This window comes from Pedococcus sp. (assembly GCF_036554925.1).
In the GTDB taxonomy this organism is placed as follows: domain Bacteria; phylum Actinomycetota; class Actinomycetes; order Actinomycetales; family Dermatophilaceae; genus Pedococcus_A.
This window is the reverse complement of record NZ_DATBMI010000151.1, coordinates 1-20,578: the sequence shown is the minus strand read 5'-3', so window position 1 is coordinate 20,578 and position 20,578 is coordinate 1. Positions and strand designations below refer to the sequence as shown.

21 protein-coding genes and 1 riboswitch are annotated in these 20,578 nt (G+C 73.0%); of the genes, 12 read left to right on the top strand and 9 right to left on the bottom strand.

The window, feature by feature from the left end:
• Window positions 1-408 (top strand): hypothetical protein (locus VIB11_RS12345; protein WP_332031529.1); only part of this gene is annotated, 408 nt, incomplete at its 5' end.
• A gap of 180 nt (window positions 409-588) precedes the next feature.
• On the opposite strand, the gene VIB11_RS12340 is transcribed toward VIB11_RS12345, so the two are convergent.
• Together VIB11_RS12340 and VIB11_RS12335 are read right to left on the bottom strand one after the other, a co-directional pair.
• Window positions 589-1,350 carry an SDR family NAD(P)-dependent oxidoreductase gene (locus tag VIB11_RS12340; protein WP_332031528.1) on the bottom strand — a complete coding sequence of 254 codons (762 nt, stop codon included), beginning with the start codon at window positions 1,348-1,350 and terminating at the stop codon, window positions 589-591.
• Window positions 1,347-2,078 (bottom strand): hypothetical protein, encoded by a 732-nt coding sequence (locus tag VIB11_RS12335; protein WP_332031527.1) that lies wholly within the window; start codon window positions 2,076-2,078, stop codon window positions 1,347-1,349. Before VIB11_RS12335 ends, VIB11_RS12340 begins: the two co-directional genes overlap by 4 nt.
• A 100-nt stretch (window positions 2,079-2,178) precedes the next feature.
• Between VIB11_RS12335 and VIB11_RS12330 the strand changes: the two genes are divergently transcribed.
• Window positions 2,179-2,583: a PGPGW domain-containing protein gene (locus VIB11_RS12330; RefSeq protein ID WP_332031526.1), complete on the top strand. Its 405-nt coding sequence runs from the start codon at window positions 2,179-2,181 to the stop codon at window positions 2,581-2,583.
• 89 nt (window positions 2,584-2,672) lie between these two features.
• Complete coding sequence (locus VIB11_RS12325) at window positions 2,673-3,929, top strand: MFS transporter (protein ID WP_332031525.1); 1,257 nt, start codon at window positions 2,673-2,675, stop codon at window positions 3,927-3,929.
• Window positions 3,930-3,932: 3 nt separating this feature from the next.
• Here the strand turns inward: VIB11_RS12325 and VIB11_RS12320 are convergent, their stop codons facing one another.
• On the bottom strand, window positions 3,933-5,273 hold the full coding sequence (locus tag VIB11_RS12320) for a deoxyribodipyrimidine photo-lyase (RefSeq protein WP_332031524.1): 1,341 nt from the start codon (window positions 5,271-5,273) through the stop codon (window positions 3,933-3,935).
• A 19-nt stretch (window positions 5,274-5,292) separates the two neighbouring features.
• Between VIB11_RS12320 and VIB11_RS12315 the strand changes: the two genes are divergently transcribed.
• From VIB11_RS12315 to VIB11_RS12305, 3 genes are all read left to right on the top strand, one after another.
• The gene (locus VIB11_RS12315; protein ID WP_332031523.1) at window positions 5,293-5,988 is read left to right on the top strand and encodes a metal-dependent transcriptional regulator; all 696 of its coding nucleotides are present in this window, start codon (window positions 5,293-5,295) and stop codon (window positions 5,986-5,988) included.
• 351 nt (window positions 5,989-6,339) lie between these two features.
• A riboswitch (cyclic di-AMP (ydaO/yuaA leader) is annotated at window positions 6,340-6,513 on the top strand.
• A gap of 4 nt (window positions 6,514-6,517) precedes the next feature.
• Window positions 6,518-7,252 (top strand): C40 family peptidase, encoded by a 735-nt coding sequence (locus VIB11_RS12310; protein ID WP_332031522.1) that lies wholly within the window; start codon window positions 6,518-6,520, stop codon window positions 7,250-7,252.
• 138 nt (window positions 7,253-7,390) lie between these two features.
• Window positions 7,391-8,071, top strand: a complete 681-nt coding sequence (locus VIB11_RS12305) for a DsbA family oxidoreductase (RefSeq protein WP_332031521.1) — start codon at window positions 7,391-7,393, stop codon at window positions 8,069-8,071.
• Window positions 8,072-8,112: 41 nt separating this feature from the next.
• On the opposite strand, the gene VIB11_RS12300 is transcribed toward VIB11_RS12305, so the two are convergent.
• The 4 genes from VIB11_RS12300 to VIB11_RS12285 all read right to left on the bottom strand — a co-directional run bounded on the left by VIB11_RS12300 (window position 8,113) and on the right by VIB11_RS12285 (window position 13,645).
• Window positions 8,113-8,655 carry an O-acetyl-ADP-ribose deacetylase gene (locus VIB11_RS12300; protein ID WP_332031520.1) on the bottom strand — a complete coding sequence of 181 codons (543 nt, stop codon included), beginning with the start codon at window positions 8,653-8,655 and terminating at the stop codon, window positions 8,113-8,115.
• A gap of 100 nt (window positions 8,656-8,755) precedes the next feature.
• The gene (locus VIB11_RS12295) at window positions 8,756-9,853 is read right to left on the bottom strand and encodes an ionic transporter y4hA (protein ID WP_332031519.1); all 1,098 of its coding nucleotides are present in this window, start codon (window positions 9,851-9,853) and stop codon (window positions 8,756-8,758) included.
• Between the two features lie 109 nt (window positions 9,854-9,962).
• A complete protein-coding gene (locus VIB11_RS12290) occupies window positions 9,963-11,720 on the bottom strand; it encodes an alpha-glucosidase (protein WP_332031518.1) in 1,758 nt (585 codons plus the stop codon).
• Between the two features lie 56 nt (window positions 11,721-11,776).
• On the bottom strand, window positions 11,777-13,645 hold the full coding sequence (locus VIB11_RS12285) for a heavy metal translocating P-type ATPase (protein WP_332031517.1): 1,869 nt from the start codon (window positions 13,643-13,645) through the stop codon (window positions 11,777-11,779).
• A gap of 209 nt (window positions 13,646-13,854) precedes the next feature.
• Between VIB11_RS12285 and sqr the strand changes: the two genes are divergently transcribed.
• The 4 genes from sqr to VIB11_RS12265 all read left to right on the top strand — a co-directional run bounded on the left by sqr (window position 13,855) and on the right by VIB11_RS12265 (window position 17,484).
• The gene (sqr, locus tag VIB11_RS12280) at window positions 13,855-15,120 is read left to right on the top strand and encodes a type III sulfide quinone reductase, selenoprotein subtype (protein ID WP_332031516.1); all 1,266 of its coding nucleotides are present in this window, start codon (window positions 13,855-13,857) and stop codon (window positions 15,118-15,120) included.
• A gap of 5 nt (window positions 15,121-15,125) precedes the next feature.
• Window positions 15,126-15,440 carry a TusE/DsrC/DsvC family sulfur relay protein gene (locus VIB11_RS12275; RefSeq protein ID WP_332031515.1) on the top strand — a complete coding sequence of 105 codons (315 nt, stop codon included), beginning with the start codon at window positions 15,126-15,128 and terminating at the stop codon, window positions 15,438-15,440.
• Between the two features lie 44 nt (window positions 15,441-15,484).
• Complete coding sequence (locus tag VIB11_RS12270) at window positions 15,485-16,000, top strand: DsrE/DsrF/DrsH-like family protein (protein ID WP_332031514.1); 516 nt, start codon at window positions 15,485-15,487, stop codon at window positions 15,998-16,000.
• Window positions 16,001-16,203: 203 nt separating this feature from the next.
• Window positions 16,204-17,484, top strand: coding sequence for a YibE/F family protein (locus VIB11_RS12265; protein ID WP_332031513.1), 1,281 nt, complete (start codon window positions 16,204-16,206; stop codon window positions 17,482-17,484).
• A 26-nt stretch (window positions 17,485-17,510) separates the two neighbouring features.
• On the opposite strand, the gene VIB11_RS12260 is transcribed toward VIB11_RS12265, so the two are convergent.
• Entirely contained in the window at window positions 17,511-18,329 is an 819-nt protein-coding gene (locus VIB11_RS12260; RefSeq protein ID WP_332031512.1) for an adenylate/guanylate cyclase domain-containing protein, read from the bottom strand.
• A 106-nt stretch (window positions 18,330-18,435) separates the two neighbouring features.
• On the opposite strand from VIB11_RS12260, the gene VIB11_RS12255 reads away from it, so the two are divergent.
• The gene (locus tag VIB11_RS12255) at window positions 18,436-18,792 is read left to right on the top strand and encodes a VOC family protein (protein ID WP_332031511.1); all 357 of its coding nucleotides are present in this window, start codon (window positions 18,436-18,438) and stop codon (window positions 18,790-18,792) included.
• A 49-nt stretch (window positions 18,793-18,841) separates the two neighbouring features.
• On the top strand, window positions 18,842-19,129 hold the full coding sequence (locus tag VIB11_RS12250; protein WP_332031510.1) for a DUF1905 domain-containing protein: 288 nt from the start codon (window positions 18,842-18,844) through the stop codon (window positions 19,127-19,129).
• A 104-nt stretch (window positions 19,130-19,233) separates the two neighbouring features.
• Here the strand turns inward: VIB11_RS12250 and VIB11_RS12245 are convergent, their stop codons facing one another.
• Entirely contained in the window at window positions 19,234-20,319 is a 1,086-nt protein-coding gene (locus tag VIB11_RS12245) for a DNA glycosylase AlkZ-like family protein (protein ID WP_332031509.1), read from the bottom strand.
• Window positions 20,320-20,578 lie beyond the last annotated feature (259 nt).

Here is a 20,578-nt window from a genome sequence, read left to right as displayed (position 1 = left end):
CCGGGCGCGTTCGTCACGACCACGCGCACCGGCGACGGCCAGCGGATGCTCCACGTGACCAACATCAGCGGCCACACCAACCCGACGACGGTCTCGCTCGACGGCACCCCCTTGGCGGGTGGAGAAGCGCTGCACCTGCCGCCGCGGTCCGGGCACCTGCTCGCCCTCGGCCTCGACACGCCCGCGGGCCGGGTCGAGTGGGCCAGCGCGGAGCTCAGCGCGGCGGGCGAGGACGGCCTGGCGTTCCACCCGGGCCTCGGCTTCCCGGGGCAGCCGGGCGGCACCGAGGTCGTGCTGCGCGGCGCCCGGCCGGTGGAGGAGCGAGTCGGCGTGGACGTCAGCCGCGACGGCGACGTCCAGACCGTCCGCGGTACCCGCCCGGGTCCCCTGCGGATCCGCTTCGCCTGACGGTTCCCGGGCTGCTGTCCGAGGCCGTCGGCTCCCCTGGCCGGGGAAAGGTTCGCCCAACCTTTCCTCGGCGGGCGAAGCTTCGCCCTCAGGGAAAAGGTTGGGCGAACCTTTCAGGACGAACGGCGCCATTGCGGGTCAGGGCTGGAGGGCCAGGGCTGGAGGGCCAGGGCTGGAGGGTCAGGGCTCGCGGTGCACCTTGTGCTGCGCGGCCTGGGCGCGCGGCTTGATGACGAGCAGGTCGACGTTGACGTGGGCGGGGCGGGTCGCCATCCAGACGATGGCGTCCGCCACGTCCTCGGCCACGAGCGGCTCGGCCACACCGGCGTAGACCGCGTCGGCCCGCTCGCGGTCGCCGCCGAAGCGCGTCAGGGCGAAGCCCTCGGTGCGGACCATCCCGGGCGCGACCTCGGTGACCCGCACCGGCTGGTCGACGAGCTCGAGGCGCAGCGTCTCGGTCATCACCGCGACGGCGTGCTTGGCCGCGGTGTAGCCGCCGCCACCCTCGTAGGCGACCCGGCCCGCGGTGGACCCGACGTTGACGACGATCCCGGCACCGCTGACCCTGAGCGCCGGCAGCAGGGCCTGGGTGACCCGCAGGGTGCCGATGACGTTGACGGCGTACATCCGCTCCCAGTCCTCGACCCTCGCCGTCTCCACGGGGTCGAGGCCGTGGGCGCCGCCGGCGTTGTTGACCAGGACGTCGAGCCGGGGCCCGACCACCTCGGCGAGCCGGGCGACGTCGTCCGGGTCGGTCACGTCGCACTGCACCGCGACCCCGCCGACCTCCTCGGCCAGGGCCTGCACCCGGTCGAGGCGGCGGGCCGCACACACCACGGTGAACCCCTCGCGGGCCAGCAGCCGGGCCGTCGCCGCCCCGATGCCTCCGCTCGCGCCGGTGACCACCGCGGTGCGGGTGACGGGGCCCTGCTGCTCGCTCACGTCGCGCTCCCCACGGGCCGGACCGTGCTGGGGTCGATGGCGATCCACGTCGCGTCGGCGAGCGCGAGGAGGCGCCCGTCCGCGGCATACAGCGCCGTGCCACACCAGTGCTTGCGGCCCTCCGAGCCACGCGCCCACGCCATGACCACGTGCTCCTCCCCGACCTCGGGCAGCGCGTCGACCTCGGCGGTCATCGTGCCCAGCACCATCGGGCGGCCGCCGACCCCGAGCGCCCACGCGCCGGGGCAGTCGAGCGCCGCCCACACGACCTCGGGCGTCGACTCTTGCGGCACCCACGCCGCTGCGTGCACGCCCTCGCGGCCGGGCACGGCGCCCGGGCGCAGGCAGAGCGCGTCGGCCGGGTCGCGGTCCGTGCCGCACGAGAAGCACGTGGGGAAGGGGTGGTCGTGCAGCCCGGCATAGCTGCCGGCAACGCCCAGCGCCTCGGCGAAGGTGACCGGGGCGGGGAGGTCCGCGCGTGGCAGTGGCGGGACGGGCGCGGCGCTCGCGACGAGCACGTCGCCGTCGACGAGCAGCGCCTCGCCGTCGTCACCGGGGCGCACCTGCATCGGCCGGTCGAGCGGGGGAGGCGTGCGCAGCCGCACCGACACGGCGGGTCGGCCGGGTGAGGCGGTGACCTGCGTCGCGAGGTGGCCGCTGGTCCAGCCGCCGTTGCCCGACTCGGGCGGGCCGCAGTAGCGGGAGGGCACTGTCAGGGTGGCGCTCACGGTGCCGACGCTAGCGGCGACGACGTGGTCGCGTGGAGCCGGCTCACAGGAAGAGCCGTCATCATGGGGCGCCTGCCCGCCCACCGACCCCGGGAGCCCCATGCACCACCACCCCTCCCTGCCACCGCGCGCCCAGCTCCTGCTCGAGCGCGTCGACGCGTGGTCGAGCGGCGGGCCCGTGCGCGCGACCCTGGTGCGCGTGGGCGTGACCGTGCTCGGCCCGCTGGTGGTGCTGGCGGGGGTGGCGATGCTCGTGCTGCCCGGCCCCGGGCTGGTCGTCATCGTGCTGGGCCTCGCGCTGCTCGCGCTCGAGCACCACTGGGCCCGCCGGCTGCTCCACCACGGGGCCCGCGGTCTCGCACGCCTGCGGAGCGCGGCGCTCCCGGCGGGTGGGTCGCGCCGTCGACGCCTCCTCGGGGTGCTCGCCACGGTGGGGGCCTTCGCCCTGACCACGGGGCTGACGGCCGGGGTCACCACCTGGATCGGCTCGGCCACCCTGCTCTGACTCGGGCGAGAGCCCCGCGGACGCCGCGGGGGGGCGTCGCGCCGGGCGTCGCCGGGCGCCGCGTCGGTGCTCCGGGTGAGAATGACGCGGTGCCCGTCGCCGAGGAGCCCTTCCGCCTGAGCCGGATCGCCGTCCCCGCGTTCGGCCCGACCGTGCTGGCCTCGCTGGGCCACGGGGCGGTGCTGCCCGTGCTGGCGCTGAGCGCTCGCGAGCTCGGTGCCTCCGTGGGGGTGGCCGCGCTGACCGTGGCCCTGCTCGGCGTCGGCCAGCTGGCCGGGGCGCTCCCGTCGGGGGCGCTCGCAGCCCGGATCGGCGAGCGACGTGCCCTCCTGGTCGCCGCGGCCGTGGAGGCGGCGGCGATGGCGGCCGCGCTGTCGGCGCAGAGCGTCTGGATGCTCGGCGCGGCGGTCTTCGCCATGGGCCTGTCCGGGGCGCTGTTCGGCCTGGCGCGCCAGGCGTACCTCACCGAGATCGTGCCCATCGGCATGCGGGCCAGGGCGCTGTCGACGCTCGGCGGCGTGCACCGCATCGGCCTGTTCGTCGGCCCGTTCGCGGGCGCGGCCGCGGTCGCCGCCTGGGACATCAGGGCCGCGTATGCCGTGGCCGTCGTCACGAGCGCCGCGGCCTTCGCGCTCGTGCTGGCGCTCCCGGACCTCACGGCGCACCACGAGCGCGCCCGGCGGGGCCTGCAGCGCCGGACGGTGTGGTCGGTACTCATCGAGCACCGCCGCGCCCTGCTCACCCTCGGCACCGGCGTCCTGGCGATCGCCGCCGCTCGCGGGGCGAGGGTCTCGCTGGTGCCGCTGTGGGCCGACCACATCGGCCTCACCGCCACCCAGACGTCACTGGTGTTCGGCATCGCGGGGGCCCTCGACATGCTGCTCTTCTACCCGGCCGGTGCGGTGATGGACCGCTTCGGCCGGGTGTGGATCGCGGTGCCCACCGTGGTCGTGCTCGGCGCCGGGATGATGGCGCTGCCGCTGACCGGCTCGATGGCCGGGCTCACCGCGGTCGCGCTCCTGCTGGCCCTCGGCAACGGCATCGGCTCGGGCATCGTCATGACGCTCGGCGCCGACGCGGCACCGTCGGACGCCCGCCCGCAGTTCCTCGGCGGGTGGCGGCTGTTCGCCGACTTCGGGCTCTCCGCGGGCCCGCTTCTCGTCAGCGCCATCACGGTCGTGGCTCCCCTCGCGGCCGCGTGCATCGCGCTGGGGGCGCTGTCGCTGGCCAGTGGCGGCTGGCTGGCGCGCTGGGTGCCCCGCCACGACCCCCGACGGACTCCCGCCCTGACGGGAGAAGGTCCAGGCGGCCGCGCCCAGCGTCGGGAAGAGGGTGGGTTTGCCTGACGTTCAGGAGCGGGCGGCCTCGTAGCGGCGCAGTGCCTCGTCCCGCTCCTCGGCGTGGTCGACGATCCGCTCCGGGTAGCCCTCGGCGTAGCCGTCGTCGTGCTCCCACGGCTCGTGGGCGGCCTTGCCCGGCAGGTGGCGCAGCTCGGGCACCCACCGCCGCACGTACTCGCCCTCCGGGTCGAACTTCAGCCCCTGGGTGACGGGGTTGAACACCCGGAAGTACGGCGCGGCATCCGTGCCGGTGCCGGCGACCCACTGCCACCCGTGGTTGTTGCTCGCGATGTCGCCGTCGCGCAGGTGCGCGAGGAAGTGCCGGGCGCCGTGCGGCCACCACACGTGCAGGTCCTTGACGAGGAAGCTGGCCGTGATCATCCGGACCCGGTTGTGCATCCAGCCCTCGGCCAGCAGCTGGCGCATGCCGGCGTCGACCATCGGGTAGCCGGTCTCGCCCCGCTGCCAGGCCCCGAGGTCCTTCCCCGGACGGGTGTAGCTCATCGTCGACAGCGCGGGCTTGAGGTCCTCCCAGGCCGAGGTGGGGTGGTGCCACAGCACGTCGGCGTAGAACTCGCGCCAGCACAGCTCGCTGATGAAGGTGCGCGCAGCCCTGGTGGCCGAGGCCGGGTGGGCGGCGACGTCGGCGAGCAGGGTGCGTGGGTGCAGCTCGCCGTACTTGAGCGGGATCGACATCCTGCTGGTGGTGTCGAGGTCGGGGCGGTCGCGCTCGCCGTCGTAGTCGCCGAGGTGCTGCTCGAGCCACGACCTCCAGCGGCGGCGTGCGGCTGCCTCGCCGGCGCCCCCGACCTCCGGCCCCTCGGGGATGCCGTCGCCGTCGACGGCGCGCACCCACCGCAGGCCACGTGGCGTCGGCGCCGGGCCCGGCCACCCGTGGTCGCGCCAGGCCTTGGAGAAGGGCGTGAAGACCTGGAACGGCGTGCCGTCGCGCTTGAGCACGGACCCCGGCCCCACGGCATACGGCGTGCCCGACGCCACGAGCGAGCGCCCGTCGCGCTCGAGTTGTGCGCGCACCCTCGCGTCGCGGCGCCGACCGTAGGGCGTCGACTCGGCGGTGATGTGCACGGTCCCTGCGCCCGCCTCCTCGGCGACCTTCGCGACCACCTGCTCCGGCCGGCCGCGACGGACGACGAGGGCGCCGTCCATGGACTCGTCCAGGGCGCGCAGCGAGGCCAGCAGGTGGTCCCGCCGCGGGGTCGCGGTGTCGACGAGGCGCGGGTCGAGCACGAAGAGGGGGAGCACGGTGTCACCGACGGCAGCCGCCTCGCGCAGGGCGGGCTGGTCGTGCATGCGAAGATCCCGTCTCACCCACACCACGCTGACAGCCATGGATGAGAGGCTAGGTGCTGTGACGGATCTGATCGACACCACCGAGATGTACCTCCGGACGATCTACGAGCTCGTCGAGGAGGGGATCGTGCCCCTGCGCGCCCGGATCGCCGAGCGCCTCGGGCACAGCGGTCCGACCGTCTCGCAGACCGTGGCCCGCATGCAGCGCGACGGCCTCCTGACGCTGGCGGGCGACCGCCACCTCGAGCTGACCGACGAGGGCCGGCTCATCGCCACCCGCGTCATGCGCAAGCACCGCCTGGCCGAGCGGCTCCTCGTCGACGTCATCGGCCTGGAGTGGGAGTACGTCCACGAGGAGGCGTGCCGCTGGGAGCACGTCATGTCCGAGCGGGTCGAGCGCAAGATCCTGGCCATGATCGGCGACCACCGCGAGTCGCCCTACGGCAACCCCATCCCCGGCCTCGACGAGCTGGGGGAGGAGCCCAACGAGGAGTTCCGGGTGGGGGTCAAGAGCCTCGCCGAGCTGGCGCTGACCGAGGGTGCCACCGTGCTGGTCCGCCGGATCGGCGAGCCGGTGCAGGTCGACCACGAGGCCCTCACGCTGCTCACCGCTGCCGGGCTGCTGCCCGGCCAGCGGGTCGAGGTGCGCCGCGCGGACGGGCGCGTCATCGCGGTGCGGGAGGGCGGGGCCGAGGCCGCCGGTGTGTCGCTGCCCGACGAGGTCGCGCAGCACGTCTTCGCCGCCGTCGTCTGAGCCGGGCCACCTGGGCTCGCCTGAGTGGAGGCGTGCGGCTGCACGACCCAGGGCCGGTTCGCCGGCCTGGTCCGGCCGAGTGACCCGTGATCTGACCCCTCTGCCCGCTTCGGGGGATCTGTGCCGGATTGCCACCTCCTGCGTTGGGAGCGCAGGACAGCGGCCCGTGAAGCGGGAGAGCTGCGGTGAGATGCGTCCCGTCTTGACCGTTTGCTGGCGTTTTCCGTGCCTCGCCGTGACCTCAGCGTGACATGGGAGGGGCCGCTGTGTACCGTGTCGGGGACCTCTCTCGCCTGGGAGAGGTTGGCTCGCAGTGGACCGCCTAGTCCTGTCACCACGAACGAGCCCGGTACACACACACCGCTGGCAGGAGCGGGGGACCCACTTGTGGGGCGTCCTCGGACGTCCCTTGGGGTGAAGCCCCCACGCGAGCAGCCCGCAAGGTCGGGAGGCAGACGTGAGGGCCGGGTGAACGACAACCTCCACCCGAACCCGACAGCTCACCTCGTAGGCGTTGGAGGTTCACCACGTGGCTCACCATGCTGCTGGCCGTCACCGCGCGCCAGGTCGATTCAACCCCCTGTCCGAGCTGACCGGCATCGTCGCGCAGTCTGCGCAGCCCGCGGTCAAGACCTCGGCCGTCCTTGCCGCCTCCGGCGGTCTCGTCGCGGCCTTCGCCATCCCGGCCCACGCCGCCCCGGCCGAGAAGCCTGAGGCCGCCACCGCGGCCGCCGCTCCGGTCGCGGCCGTCAAGGCGCCCGCAAGCCCCGCGCCGTCCCAGACGGCCTTCGGCGAGATCGGCTTCACGGCAACCGCCAAGCCGAAGCCCAAGCCGCGCCCCGCTCCTGCCCCCGAGCCGGCCCCGGAGCGCGTCGAGCAGGCCGCCAGCCGCTCCGTCGAGCGCGCGCCGCTCCCCTCCACCAAGCCCGCCACCGGCGGCATCCTCGGGATCGCCGCGCAGTACGAGGGCATCATGTACTCCTACGGCGGCACGAGCCCCGAGACCGGCTTCGACTGCTCGGGGTACACCCAGTACGTCTTCCGCCAGGTGGGCATCAGCCTCCCGCGCACCGCGGAGGAGCAGCGGCAGGCCGTCACGCCGGTCTCCGACCCGCAGCCGGGCGACCTGGTCTTCTTCGGCGCACCCGCCAGCCACGTCGGCATCTACGCCGGCAACGGCATGATGTGGGACTCCCCGCGCTCCGGCAAGGCCGTCGCGCTGCGCGACATCTGGTCCGCCGACGTGACCTACGGGCGCCCCTGACCCAGCCCCACGGCATACCCCCGACGGCCCTCGACCCCTGCGGTCGCGGGCCGTCGGCGTGAAGGCACCAGCACCCGCTGCCGCGGCAGGGCCGTTCGTCCCCTGCCGCGCCGTGCAGTCCGTGTGAGTATGGGGGTCATGAGCGCTATCGACATCGAGGTCTGGGTCGACGTGGTCTGCCCGTGGTGCTACATCGGAAAGCGGCGTCTGGAGCGTGCCATCGCCGACAGCGCCCACCCTGCGGAGGTCACCGTCACCTACCGCGCCTTCGAGCTCGACCCCATGAAGCCCGTCGGCACCGGACGGTCGGTCCTGTCCCGGCTGGCCGAGCGGCACGGCACGGGGCCGGAGGAGACGCGCGAGACCGCCGAACGGGCCGCGCTCATCGGACGCCCGGACGGGATCGACATCAACGTCGACCTGCAGGTGGACGCCAACTCGTTCAACGCCCACCGGATGGTCGCCCTCGGCCTGGCACAGGGCGGGCCGGCGCTGCAGGCGGCCGTGCTGGAGCGGCTGTTCTCGGCCCACTTCACGGAGGGCAAGGTCATCGACGACATCGAGACCCTCCAGCGGCTCGGTGGCGAGGCGGGCCTCGACGGCCGGCGGCTGGCCGCCGTGCTGGCGGGCAAGGACTTCGCCGACCATGTGCGCGAGGACGAGAAGGCCGCCAAGGACCTCGGCATCAACGCAGTGCCCTGCTTCGTCGCCAACCGCCACGTCGCGCTCAGCGGCACCCACACCGTCGAGGTGATGGGCAAGCTGATCACCGCCGCCCTGGACGACCAGCCGGTGCCCGCCGGCCACTCGGCACCCTGACCCCCAGAGCAGGCGGACGCGCCTGGCGGGCAGCGGGGCGGTCAGTCGGGTCCGGAGCCTGAGGCCGGGGCCAGCGCCTGCTCGAAGTCGGCCAGGACGCGTCGGCCGAACAGCACGAACCTGACGAGGTCGATCCCTCCGGTCGCGTCCGTGTCCCCGCGGATCGCGGCGACGGCGATGCGCGCGACCTCCGCGGAGTCCCAGCCGTAGATGCCGGCACTGACGGCAGGGAACGCGACCGAGCGGGCCCCCACCTCCCGGGCCACCCGCAGGCTGCTGGTGAAGCACGACGCGAGGAGGGCCGGGTCGGTCTGGCCGCGGTGCCGGTTCGGGCCGACCGTGTGGATCACCCAGCGCGCCGGGAGGTCCCCAGCACCTGTCGCGACCGCGTCGCCGACCGGCAGGCCGGTGCGGTGGGTCGTCTCGCGCAGGCGCTGGCACTCCCGCAGCAGGGCGGGGCCCGCTGCCGCGTGGATCGCGCCGTCGACGCCGCCTCCGCCGAGCAGAGCGGAGTTCGCGGCGTTGACGACGGCGTCGACCTGCTCGGTCGTGATGTCGCCGAGGACGGCCTCGAGTCGGGTCACGTGCCGAGCGTATGCCGCGGTGCCCCTCCCGCGCTCGCGCCGGGTCCGCGCGGGGTCAGCGCCAGCGTCACGCCGCGGTGAGGAGATCTGGGTGAGCGGGTCAGGGGTTGATGGCGAGGAAGACGAACGCGGCCAGCAGCACGAGGTGCACGCCGCCCTGGAGGCGGGTGGCCCGGCCCGGCACGACGGTGAGCACGCTGACGACCACCGTCAGCGCGAGCAGCACCATCTGGGTCGCCCCGAGCCCGAGCAGGAGCGGCCCCTCCAGCCAGATGGACGCGACCGCGATGGCGGGGATCGTGAGGCCGATGCTCGCCATCGCCGACCCGAGCGCGAGGTTGAGGCTGATCTGGATCCGCTTGCGCCGGGCGGCGTTCACGGCGGCCAGCGTCTCGGGGAGCAGCACCAGCAGGGCGATGACGACGCCGACGAAGGACTGCGGGAAGCCGGCGGCGGCGACGCCGGCCTCGATCGCCGGCGACTCGACCTTCGCCAGCCCGACCACGGCGACGAGCGAGAGCAGCAGCAGGCCCAGGCTGGCGAGGGTGGCCCGGTCGGTGGGTGGCTCGGCGTGGTCGTCCTCGAGCAGGGCGCCGTCGTCGGAGACGGGAAGGAAGAAGTCGCGGTGCCTGCGGGTCTGGGTGGAGACGAACATCCCGTACAGCGCCAGGGAGATGACCGCGGCGAAGGCCAGCTGCGCCGTCGAGAACTCCGGTCCGGGCGCGCTGGTGGTGAAGGTCGGCACGACCATCGTCATCACGGCGAGCGTCGTGACCGTGGCCAGGGCGGCGCCGGTGCCCTCGGCGTTGAACGAGATCAGTCGGTAGCGCAGCGCGCCGACGAAGAGGCTGAGCCCCACGATGCCGTTGCAGGTGATCATCACGGCGGCGAACACGGTGTCGCGGGCGAGGGAGCTCGTGTCCTTGCCGCCCGACGCCATCAGGGTGACGATCAGCGCCACCTCGATGATCGTCACGGCCACCGCGAGGACGAGGGAGCCGAACGGCTCCCCGACCCGGTGCGCCACGACCTCGGCGTGGTGCACCGCGGCAATCACGGCGGCGGCCAGCGCGACGGCCACCAGGACGACGGGGACGATGCCGAGGTCGCGGCCCCAGGCCAGCACGAGGGCGGCGAGTCCGAGAGGGGGAGCGACCGTGGTCCACGAGGGCAGAGGGCTGGTCGTTCGCGCGGCCATGCCCCACCCTCTCATTGGCCGCCATCGTGCCGGGCGACCGGCTCCGGATCCCGGGCTGGGGCGCCTCGCGCGCGGGAGTCTCGGAGGGACGGGCCAGCCCCGGGCCCGCTCAGCCGCGACGTCGGTACACGCGGGCCTCCCACGGCCGCAGGACGGGAAGGCCGGCGTCCTCGGGCGCCACCGGGTCGGCGTGGTTGCCGATCACGAGCTCGGCCCCTGACCAGTCCGGTTGGCCCGGGAGTTCAGGGACGGCCAGGTCCTCGCCGGAGAAGTTCGCGAGCACCAGCAGCGTCTCGGGCCCGAGCGAGCGCGTGAAGGCGTAGAGCGTCGGGTGTTCCGGCACCAGCATGTGGAAGTCGCCGTCGGCCACCACGGGGTCGGTGTGCCGCAGCTCGATGAGCCGCCGGTAGTGGTGGAACACCGAGTCCGGGTCGGCGACCTCGCGCTCGGCGTTGATGACGTCATGGTTCGGGTTGACGGGGAACCACGGCGTGCCCGTGGTGAAGCCGGCGTTCGGGGAGGCGTCCCACTGGACGGGGGAGCGGGCGTTGTCGCGGCTGCCGTCGCGCAGCGCCTCGAGCACCTCCTCGGCGGCCAGGCCCTGCCCCATCGCCGTGGCGAAGTAGTTGACCGACTCGATGTCGAGGAACGACTCCGCGCCGGCGAAGGGCACGTTGGTCATGCCCAGCTCCTCGCCTTGGTAGATGTACGGCGTGCCGCGGTGCAGGTGGAGCACGGTGGCGAGGAGCTTGGCCGACGCGACCCGGTGTTCGCCGTCGTCGCCGAAGCGCGAGACCGCGCGGGGCTGGTCGTGGTTGTCCCAGTAGAGGCTGTTCCAGCCGACGTCGGCCAGCCCGGCCTGCCATCGCCCGAGGGAGGCCTTGAGGTCGACGAGCTGCAGCGGCCGGCGGTCCCACTTGTGTGCGCCGTGGTCGAGGCCGACGTGCTCGAACTGGAAGACCATGTCGACCTCGCGGCGCGTGGGGTCGGTGAAGAGGCGGGCCTCCTCCACCGTCACCCCGGGCATCTCCCCGACCGTGAGGAGCCGGTCCTGACGCCCCTCGAACACCTCGCGGTGCATCTCCTGGAGGAACTCGTGGATCCGCGGCCCGCAGAGGTAGTGCGGGCTGCCGTCGCCGTACAGCCCGCCGTGGGTGAGGTGGCCGTCGGGCAGTGAGGTGTCCTTGGAGATCATGTTGATGACGTCCATCCGGAAGCCGTCGACCCCCCGGTCCAGCCACCAGCGCATCATCGCGTAGACCGCCTCGCGCACCTGCGGGTTCTCCCAGTTGAGGTCGGGCTGCTTGCGCGAGAACAGGTGGAGGTAGTACTCGCCCGTCCCCTCGTCGAACTCCCAGGCGGAGCCGCTGAACGAGGCCTCCCAGTTCGTCGGCTCCGCGCCGTGTGCGCCCGGCTCCATGCCCTCGCGCGCCGGCCGCCACCAGTACCAGTCGCGCTTGGGGTTGTCCTTCGACGAACGGGACTCCACGAACCACGGGTGCTCGTCGGAGGTGTGGTTCACCACGAGGTCCATGACGACGCGTATGCCGCGCGCGTGTGCCTGCTCGAGCAGCTCGTCGAAGTCGGCGAGGGTGCCGAAGGTGGGGTCGATGTCCTGGTAGTCGGCGATGTCGTAGCCGTTGTCGTCCTGCGGCGAGACGTAGACCGGCGAGAGCCACACGACGTCGACGCCCAGGGCGGCGAGGTGGTCGAGGCGGGCGATGATGCCCCGCAGGTCGCCGATGCCGTCGCCGTTGCTGTCCTGGAAGCTGCGCGGGTAGACCTGGTACACGACCGCTGAGTGGAACCACCGCCGCGTGGAGGGGCTCAGCTCGGGCGTCGGGCTCGTCGTCACGTCAACAGACATGGCCCGCAGTCTCCCCGACCCCGGTGAGTGCCCGCCAGTCCTCGAGCGGCGGCGGGTCAGGTCGGCTCCGGCCCGCTCTCGCGCTCCTCGGCCCCGGGCTGGTGGGCCAGCAGCGCCCAGAGGATGCAGACGAGGTCGACGAGCTCCTGGGCCCACGCACCGGCGATGGCGGGCAGGAACCCCGCCGCCGCGACCAGCATCAGGCCCACGGAGAGACCGAGACCGATCGCGATCGCCTGCCAGGCGACCCGCATCGTGCGCCGCCCGATCTGCACCGCCCGCACCGACCGGTAGAGGTCGTCGAGCATGACGACGACGTCGGCGGACTCGCTCGCCGCGGTCGAGCCGCGCGCGCCCATGGCCACCCCGACCTCGGCCGCGGCCAGCACGGGGGCGTCGTTGACCCCGTCCCCGACCATCATCACCGGCCGGTCGGGGAGCCCGGCCACGACGTCGACCTTGTCCTGCGGCAGCAGGCCGGCGCGCACGTCGTCGACGCCGATCTGCTCGGCGATGTGGCGCGCGGTGGGCTCGGCGTCCCCGGTGAGCATCAGCGTGTGGTGCACCCCGGACCGGCGCAGCGCGGCCAGGGTTCGGTGGGCCTCCGGGCGCACCCGGTCCGCGAGGGCGAGCTGACCGGCATACCGGCCGTCGATGGCCACGTGCACGGCGCTCTCGCCCGGCCCCAGCGGGAGCGGGGGTATGCCGCCCGCCTCCGCGGCGACGAAGCTCGCCTTCCCGACGACGACCCGGTGGCCGTCGACCGTCGCGGTCGCTCCCCGGGCGGTGGCCTCGGTGGCGGCGACCGCCGGCGTGGCCTCGAGCCCGCGCTCGCGGGCCCCCGCCACGATGGCGGACGCGAGCGGGTGGGTGGAGAAGAGCTCGACCGATGCGGCGGCGGCCAGGAGGTCGTCGTCGCCGAGGCCGTCGGCCGGCTGGACCATCGCGAGCTCGGGCGCACCGCGGGTCAGGGTGCCCGTCTTGTCGAACGCCGCCGTCCGCACCCGCGCCAGCGTCTCGAGGGTGCCTCCGCCCTTGACGATGATGCCCAGCCTCGCGGCTCGGGACATGCCGGCCATGAAGGCGACCGGCGCGGCGATGAGCAGCGGGCAGGGGGTCGCGACGACGAGCACCTCGGCGAACCGCCCGACGTCGCCGCTGAGCCACCACGCGCCACCGGCGATGGCGAAGGCGAGCAGCGTGAACGGCACCGCCACCCGGTCGGCGAGCCGGACGAAGGGGGCGCGCGAGCGCTGGGCGTTCTCCACGAGGTCGACGATCCGCTGGTACTGGGAGTCGGCGGCCGCGGCCGTGGCGCGCACGTGGATCGCGCTGGAGCCGTTGACCGAGCCGGAGAGCAGGGACTCCCCGCGGGTGTGCTCCACCGGCAGGGGCTCGCCGGTCAGCGAGGACTCGTCGAAGGCGCCCGAGGCCGAGAGGAGCACCCCGTCCACCGGCAGGATCTCCCCGGGCTTCACCAGCAGCGTGTCGCCGGCGCACACCGTGTCGACCGGCACGTCCACGCTGCGGTCGAACTGCCCGTGGGGGACGAGCAGGTGGGCCGTCTGTGGGGCACGGGACATCAGCGCCGAGAGCTCACGGGTGGCGCGGCCGGCCGCGATCGTGTCGAGCGCCTCGCCGGTGGTGAGCATCAGCACGACGACGAGGGAGGCCCAGTGCTCCCCGACCGCGACGGTCGCGACGATCGCGGTCACGGCGAGGACGTCCACGCCGTACCTGCCCCGGCGGAGGGCGGCGACCATGTGCAGCGACCGCCTCGCGGCGAACGACAGGGTGTAGACGGACAGCAGCCACCGCGCCGCCACCGGCTGGCCCCCGAGCTCGAGGACTCCACCGGCAGCACCGACGAGCAGGGTCAGGCCGATCAGCGGGTAGCCACGCAGTGCGCTGATGACCCGGAGCACGTGCGGCCCGCCTCCTCTCGCCGCCCCCTCCAGCGTGCGTGGCGACGGCGCGGTCTGGCAGGGGCGATGGTCCCGGCCCGCCTGACGAAGATACCCCCGGGGGTACATGGGACTTTCGGCACTGTCTGCCACGACCGCGCCTGCCTAGCGTCGGGAGCAGACGAAGAGGTGAGCCGGCGAGCGGCTGGGTGAGTGTGGGAGTGGGAGCGATGAGGCGACTGGTGGTCCTCGGTGGGGGCACGGCCGGAACGATGGTGGTCAACAAGCTGCGCCGGCGCCTGGACCGCTCCGAGTGGGAGATCACCGTCGTCGACCGCGACGACGACCACCTGTACCAGCCCGGCTACCTCTTCCTTCCCTTCGGGACCTATACGCCCGACCAGGTGGTGCGCAAGCGCCACGCCTTCATCCCCGACGGGGTCGACTTCGTCATCGCCGAGGTCGATCGCGTCGACGCGGAGCGCAGCAGGGTCGTCCTGCGCGACGGCCGGGAGCTGCCGTACGACTACCTCGTCATCGCGTCGGGCACGACGCCCCGACCCGACCAGACGCCGGGGATGCTGGGTGCGGAGTGGCGCCGGAGCGTCTTCGACTTCTACTCGTTCGAGGGCTCCACGGCCCTGGCGGAGGCCCTGAGGCGGTTCGACCACGGGCGGCTGGTCATCCACATCACCGAGATGCCGATCAAGTGCCCGGTGGCCCCGCTGGAGTTCGCCTTCCTGGCCGACGCCCACCTGCGGGAGCGGGGAGTGCGCGACCGGGTCGAGCTCGTCTACGTCACGCCGCTGTCGGGCGCCTTCACCCAGCCGATCGCCTCGAAACAGCTCGGCGACATGCTCGACGAGCGCAAGATCCTCGTCGAGCCCGACTTCATGGTCGAGCGGGTCGACAACGAGGCGAAGGCGCTCGTCTCCTACGACGAGCGCGAGGTGCCCTTCGACCTGCTCGTGACGGTGCCGCTCAACATGGGGGCCGACTTCGTCGAGCGTTCCGGGCTGGGCGACGAGCTCAACTACGTCCCCGTGGACCGGGCCACGCTGCAGTCCACGACCCACCCGAACATCTTCGCCCTCGGCGACGCCTCCGACATCCCGGCCTCCAAGGCCGGCTCGGTGGCCCATTTCTCGGTCGAGATCTTCGTCGACAACTTCCTCGACCTCGTCGCCGGGAAGCCGATGACCGGGGCCTTCGACGGCCACGCCAACTGCTTCGTCGAGTCCGGCGACGGCAAGGGGCTGCTCATCGACTTCAACTACGACACGGAGCCGCTGCCCGGCGCCTACCCGCTGCCTGCGGTCGGGCCGCTTCGGCTGCTGAGGGAGACCCGGGCCAACCACCTCGGGAAGCTGGCGTTCCGCTGGGTCTACTGGAACGTCCTGCTCCCGGGCCGCCCTCTTCCGCTCCCGGCCCACATGTCCATGGCAGGCAAGCGGATCCCTGCCGGCGCCACCGTCGGCACGACCACCAAGGAGTGAGAACGATGCCCGTCACCACCATCGACGGCCGCCAGGTGCACGTCAACGAGGAGGGTTTCCTCACCGATCCCCAGGAGTGGGACGAGGCCCTCGGCAAGGCCCTCGCCGCCCAGATCGGCATCGACCTCGGTGACGAGCACTGGAAGGCGATCCGGTTCCTGCGCGACGACTACGCGGTCAAGGGCGAGACCCCCACGCTGCGCAGGGTGACCGTCGCCGGCGGCATCCCGACCAAGCAGCTCTTCGTGCTCTTCCCGCAGAAGCCAGCCAAGAAGATGGCCTACATCGCGGGCCTGCCCAAGCCGCACGGCTGCGTCTGACCCACGCGCACGCCGACCGTCCATCCGAGAGAAGAGGGTTCGTCATGACGAGCATGGACACGGCCCCGGCCATCGTCCCCAACTTCGACACCGAAGGTGCTGCGGGCCGCAAGCTCGCGATCATCTGCTCCAAGGGCAGCCTCGACATGGCCTACCCCGGGCTGATCCTGGCGAACGCCGCGCTCGGGGAGGGTGTGGAGACGCACCTGTTCTTCACGTTCTGGGGCTTCGAGATCATCAACAGGAAGACGATGGGCGACCTCAAGTTCACCCCGCTGGGCAACCCGGCGACGCACATGCCGCAGGGCCTGGGCGGCCTGCCCGGCGTGACGCACATGGCGACGGAGCGGCTGAAGAAGGCGATCGCCGACCTCGACGTGCCCGACGTGCCGGAGTTCCTCGAGCAGATCGTCGCCTCCGGCGGCCACCTGTGGGCGTGCCGGATGTCGGCGGACATGAACCACCTGACCGAGCAGGACCTCTACGAGGAGGTCGAGGGCATCATCAGCGCCAGCGACTTCATCGAGAAGACCGAGGGGGCGCAGCTGCTCTTCATCTGAGCTCCGCCTGCGGCAACAGGGCCCGCGCGGGTGATCCGTGTGCCGCGTGGGAACCCACGCGGCATACGTGCGCGTTTGGCAGGTTTTGCCCGTTCTGCGACGGGGGCTTCGGCGTTGGCCGGGAGGCCGTGGCATGCTGTCTGCGGTTCGGCGGCGCACGAGGAGTGGACGGGCACATGGCGGTCAGGCATCTCAGTTCCGGCGTGGACACCGGCGGCCAGCGCCCCGCGCTGATCGCGGTCGGGGCCACCCTCCTGTGCGTGGTCGTGGCGATGGTGCTGCTGTGGCCCGACAAGGCGCCGCAGTCGCTGCCCGACGGTGGCCAGCAGGTGTCCGGGACCATCACCGCACTGTCCACCCAGGGCTGCGAGCCCACCGGACTCGGCGGGGCGATGAAGGCCGCGTGTGGGAAGGCGGACGTCAAGCTGACGGAGGGCCCCCAGTCCGGCTACTCGGTCTCGACCACCGTGCCCGGTGGCCCGGGCGCGCCGGTCGTCGCGGTCGGCGACGACGTCGTCCTGCTGTACACGCCCGCGAACCCGGAGGAGCTGCGCTACCAGGTCACCGACCACGAGCGGGGACTCCAGCTGTGGGTGCTGCTCACGGCGCTCGCGCTCGCGATCGTCGCGTTCGGGCGGCTCCGCGGCGTCACCGCCCTCCTGGGGCTGGGCATCACCTTCGGTGTGCTGCTGATGTTCGTCATCCCGGCGATCCTCTCCGGTCGGCCGCCGCTGCTGGTGGCGATCGTGGGCGCCATCGGCATCGCGCTCACCGTCCTCTACCTCACCCACGGCGTCACCCGCAGCACCACGGTCGCGGTCGCCGGCACCGTCGCGAGCCTGACGCTCACGGGGGTGCTGGCCTACGCCTCCGTGGAGGCGACCCGCCTGTCCGGCGTCGCGGACGAGACCTCCGCGAACCTCGGGGTGCTCTACGGGGTCAACATGCAGGGGCTGCTGCTGGCCGGCATCCTCATCGGCTCGCTGGGCGTGCTCGATGACGTCACGGTCACCCAGGCCGTCACCGTGCAGGAGCTCGCGGAGGCGAACCCCAGCTACGGCTTCCGGCAGCTGTATGCCGCAGCGACGCGCGTCGGGCGCGCCCACATCGCCTCGGTGATCAACACGATCATCCTCGCGTACGCCGGCGCCTCGCTGCCGCTGCTCGTGCTCATCACCGCGATCGACAACCCGGTGGGCCAGGTGCTCTCCGACCAGCTGGTCGCGACCGAGCTCGTGCGCAGCGCGGTGGGCACCATCGGCCTCATCGCAGCCGTGCCCTTGACCACGGCGCTCGCCGCCTGGTGGGGCGTGCGACAGCCGCGAGCCGGTGCCGGCGCGGGTGGTGCCGGCGCGGACCATCCCGCCGATGCTGCCGCGACCACCGTCACGCCCGACCACGCAGGGGCCGGGGTGACCCTCACCGCACTGACCGCACGCGTCAGGGCCCAGGTCGAGGCCAAGCTCGCCAGCGTCCGCCAGTAGGCGGCCCTTCGCTCCGGGCGGCCGGGTCAGCCGGCGCGCTGCCCGGCGGTGTCGGCGGGGCGCAGCACCAGCACCTCCAGCGGCTCGGTGCGGCCGCGGATCGCCACGGTGCGCCGCTCCAGCCCGTCGGGTTCGACACGGGCCGCCTCGGCGGCGGCCACGCTGACGATGAGCTCGCCGGCGGCGGCGACCGACGCGAGCCGCGCCGTGGCGTTGACGGTGTCTCCCAGAGCCGTGAAGTCGTCGACGGTCGCGATCGGGCCGCTGGCGCCGACGAACGCGGTGCCGGTGTGCACCGCCGTGCCCACCGGGATCGCGCCCGAGGCGGAGGCGTCCGGGGAGGCCGCAGCTTCGGCGAGGTCTGCGCCCGCCCGGACCGCGGCGGCGGCGTGGTCGGGGCCGGAGATCCCGCCGAAGAACAGGCCGATGACCTCGTCGCCGACGACCTTGTCGACCAGGCCGTCGTGTCGGGCGATGGCGTCGGTGGCCAGCCGGTAGAAGTGGTCGAGGAAGGCGTGGAACTCCGAGGGGCTCATCCGTTCGCCCAGGGCGGTGGAGCCGCGCACGTCGGAGAACAGCAGGCTCACCGGGATCTCCAGGCCGGTCACGCCGCGCTTGCGCAGCTCGGCGACACACTTCTCGCACAGCGAGGGGTTGCCGGAGCGGCCGTAGCCCAGGGCTCGGAACGCCATGCCGCCGAAGCCGCCGAAGGGCGCCTCGCACAGCTTGCACCGCGGTGAGGAGGGGATTCTCCGGAACCGCTTGCGCTGCGCGGCCAGGCCGGGGTGCTCACCGGTGAAGAAGGCCCGGATCTGCTCCACACCAGCGGGATCGGCGTCCGCCATGGCATCGAATCTACTCCCGGGGCAGGGCGTCCCTCAGGGCTTCGGGCGAGTGACCGCCTGGTGAAGCGGACGCGATGTGTCCGCAACCGCCTCTAGGGTGCCGGGCATGGCCATCGCACGTTTCCCCAGCATCGTCCTCGACTGCCCCGATCCTGCAGTGCTCGCGACGTTCTACGGCGCGATGCTCGACTGGGACGTGAAGGTCGAGCGCGACTGGGCCGAGGCCCGTGCCGACTACGGCCAGTGCCTGTGTTTCCAGCGAGTCGATGACTACACGCCGCCGCAGTGGCCGGGGCAGCAGGTGCCCCAGCAGATGCACCTCGATGTGGTCGTCGATGACCTCGACGCGGCCGAGGCCGCGGTGGTCGGGCTGGGGGCCACACTGCACGACCACCAGCCGGGCACCACCTTCCGCGTCTTCCTCGACCCGGCCGGCCACCCGTTCTGCGTCTGCCTCGACTGACCACCTCAATCGGAGGGGCGGGGCGGGTCCCCGCTCCTATCCTGAGCCGATGGACCTGGAGTTCAGCGGCGAGATGTGGTTCTGGAAAGGCCCTGCGCCATGGCACTTCGTCACCGTGCCGGACGAGAGCTGCTCCGCGCTGGACGCCATGTCCGCCGTCGTGAGCTACGGCTGGGGCATGATCCCCGTCACGGCGCGGATCGGGAGGACTCGGTGGACGACGTCCCTGTGGCCGAAGGGCGAGCGCTACATCGTGCCGGTGAAGGCGGAGGTCCGCAGGGCCGAAGGCCTGCAGGTCGGAGACACGGTGACGGTCCGCCTGGTGGTCGGAGTCTGACCCGTCGGCAGGGCGGCCCCCGGGTCCAGCGTCGGCTCGGGCGTCGGCTCAGGCGTGGGCTGGGTGTGGGATGGGTGTGGGCTCGGTGTGGGCTCGGTGTGGGCTCAGGCGCCGGTGACCTCGAGGCCGAGCCAGGCGGCGAGGTCGTCGATCTCGGCGCGGACCGCCGCGGCCATGCCCTTGGTGAAGCGGATGTCCTCGTGGATCGCGTTGACGACCAGGGCGCCGGCGTTCCGGTCGGCAGTGGCGTCGAGCTTGCCGACCAGCCGGTCGCCGTGCAGGACGGGGAGGGCGAAGTAGCCCCACCGGCGCTTGTCCTTGGGCTTGTACATCTCGAGGAGGTACTCGAAGCAGAAGAGCTGCTCGGCGCGGACGCGGTCGTGGACGAGCCGGTCGAACGGGGAGAGCAGCGCCGTGCGGCCGCTGAACGGCATACCGAGGTATGCCGGGTGGACGCGCCACGTGCCCGGCACGCCCTCGACCACGGCCTCCTCACCGGCGTCCCCGACGTAGGGAGTCTCGCCCGGGAACTGGAGGCCGGAGGTCCGGGCGATGCCGAGGGCCGCGAGGCGGCGCTCATTGCGGTGCCGGATGGCGGCGTCGAGGTCGAGCGTCGGCAGGTCCGGAGGGTATACGCGCTCGGGAAGGTCCCAGTAGCGCTGGCGGCCCTTCCGGCCCGAGATCGCGACGTGCCCGCGGAGGGCAAGGGCCTCGAGCATCTTGGTGATGTTGCGGTTGTTCGTCCAGCCCGATGACGGCCACGGCTCGACGCTCGTGTCGGGGATGTCGCGGGAGAGCAGCGGGCCCTTCTCTTCCAGGAGCGCGAGGATGTCGCGGCGGAAGGGCTCGTTGGTCTCGAGCCACGCAGCCAGGGAGGGGTAGGGCTCGGCGTCGCGGACCTCGGCGATCACGGCTGGCACGTCGCGCGGTGACCGGATGTAGGCGACGGTCTCGACGAGGGTGCGGTCGGCTTCGACAGCCTTGACCAGGTCAGCGGGCTGGTAGGCGGAGCCGAGCCGGCTCCACAGCACGAGGTCGGCGCTCGGTGCGATGGCGGCGGTGGGGTCGATCTGAAGGATCGTCAGGCGCTCCACGACACCGACGAGGTCGGTCGGGCGCGGCGCGTCGAGCAGCTGCGCCTGCACCGCGATCCGGCGGGCCTCGTCCTTGCTGAGCCGGTGGACGACCATGGCGCCGACCATAGCGCCGCCCGGGGCGGTGCAGTGGCGAACGGGTCTGGCCCCTCAGGCTCCGGCCGCGAATTCCGCCGCCACCGGTGCACGCCTGGTGGCCACGACCTCACGGTGCCGTGGTGGTGGAGTCCGTCGTCGTGGGGTCGGTCGTCGTGGTGTCTGTGGTGGTCACGGGTGGGGCGGTCGTGGTGACCGGCGGCTCGGTCGTGGTGACCGGCGGCTCGGTCGTGGTGACCGGCGGCTCGGTCGTGGTCAC

Excerpts from the sequence above, each read along its gene's own strand:
- VIB11_RS12330 (WP_332031526.1), top strand. The coding sequence starts at position 2,179 with ATGCACCACCACCCCTCCCTGCCACCGCGCGCCCAGCTCCTGCTCGAG.
- VIB11_RS12320 (WP_332031524.1), bottom strand. The coding sequence starts at position 5,273 with ATGGCTGTCAGCGTGGTGTGGGTGAGACGGGATCTTCGCATGCACGAC.
- VIB11_RS12305 (WP_332031521.1), top strand. The coding sequence starts at position 7,391 with ATGAGCGCTATCGACATCGAGGTCTGGGTCGACGTGGTCTGCCCGTGG.
- VIB11_RS12295 (WP_332031519.1), bottom strand. The coding sequence starts at position 9,853 with ATGGCCGCGCGAACGACCAGCCCTCTGCCCTCGTGGACCACGGTCGCT.
- VIB11_RS12290 (WP_332031518.1), bottom strand. The coding sequence starts at position 11,720 with ATGTCTGTTGACGTGACGACGAGCCCGACGCCCGAGCTGAGCCCCTCC.
- sqr (WP_332031516.1), top strand. The coding sequence starts at position 13,855 with ATGAGGCGACTGGTGGTCCTCGGTGGGGGCACGGCCGGAACGATGGTG.
- VIB11_RS12275 (WP_332031515.1), top strand. The coding sequence starts at position 15,126 with ATGCCCGTCACCACCATCGACGGCCGCCAGGTGCACGTCAACGAGGAG.
- VIB11_RS12270 (WP_332031514.1), top strand. The coding sequence starts at position 15,485 with ATGACGAGCATGGACACGGCCCCGGCCATCGTCCCCAACTTCGACACC.
- VIB11_RS12260 (WP_332031512.1), bottom strand. The coding sequence starts at position 18,329 with ATGGCGGACGCCGATCCCGCTGGTGTGGAGCAGATCCGGGCCTTCTTC.
- VIB11_RS12255 (WP_332031511.1), top strand. The coding sequence starts at position 18,436 with ATGGCCATCGCACGTTTCCCCAGCATCGTCCTCGACTGCCCCGATCCT.
- VIB11_RS12250 (WP_332031510.1), top strand. The coding sequence starts at position 18,842 with ATGGACCTGGAGTTCAGCGGCGAGATGTGGTTCTGGAAAGGCCCTGCG.
- VIB11_RS12245 (WP_332031509.1), bottom strand. The coding sequence starts at position 20,319 with ATGGTCGTCCACCGGCTCAGCAAGGACGAGGCCCGCCGGATCGCGGTG.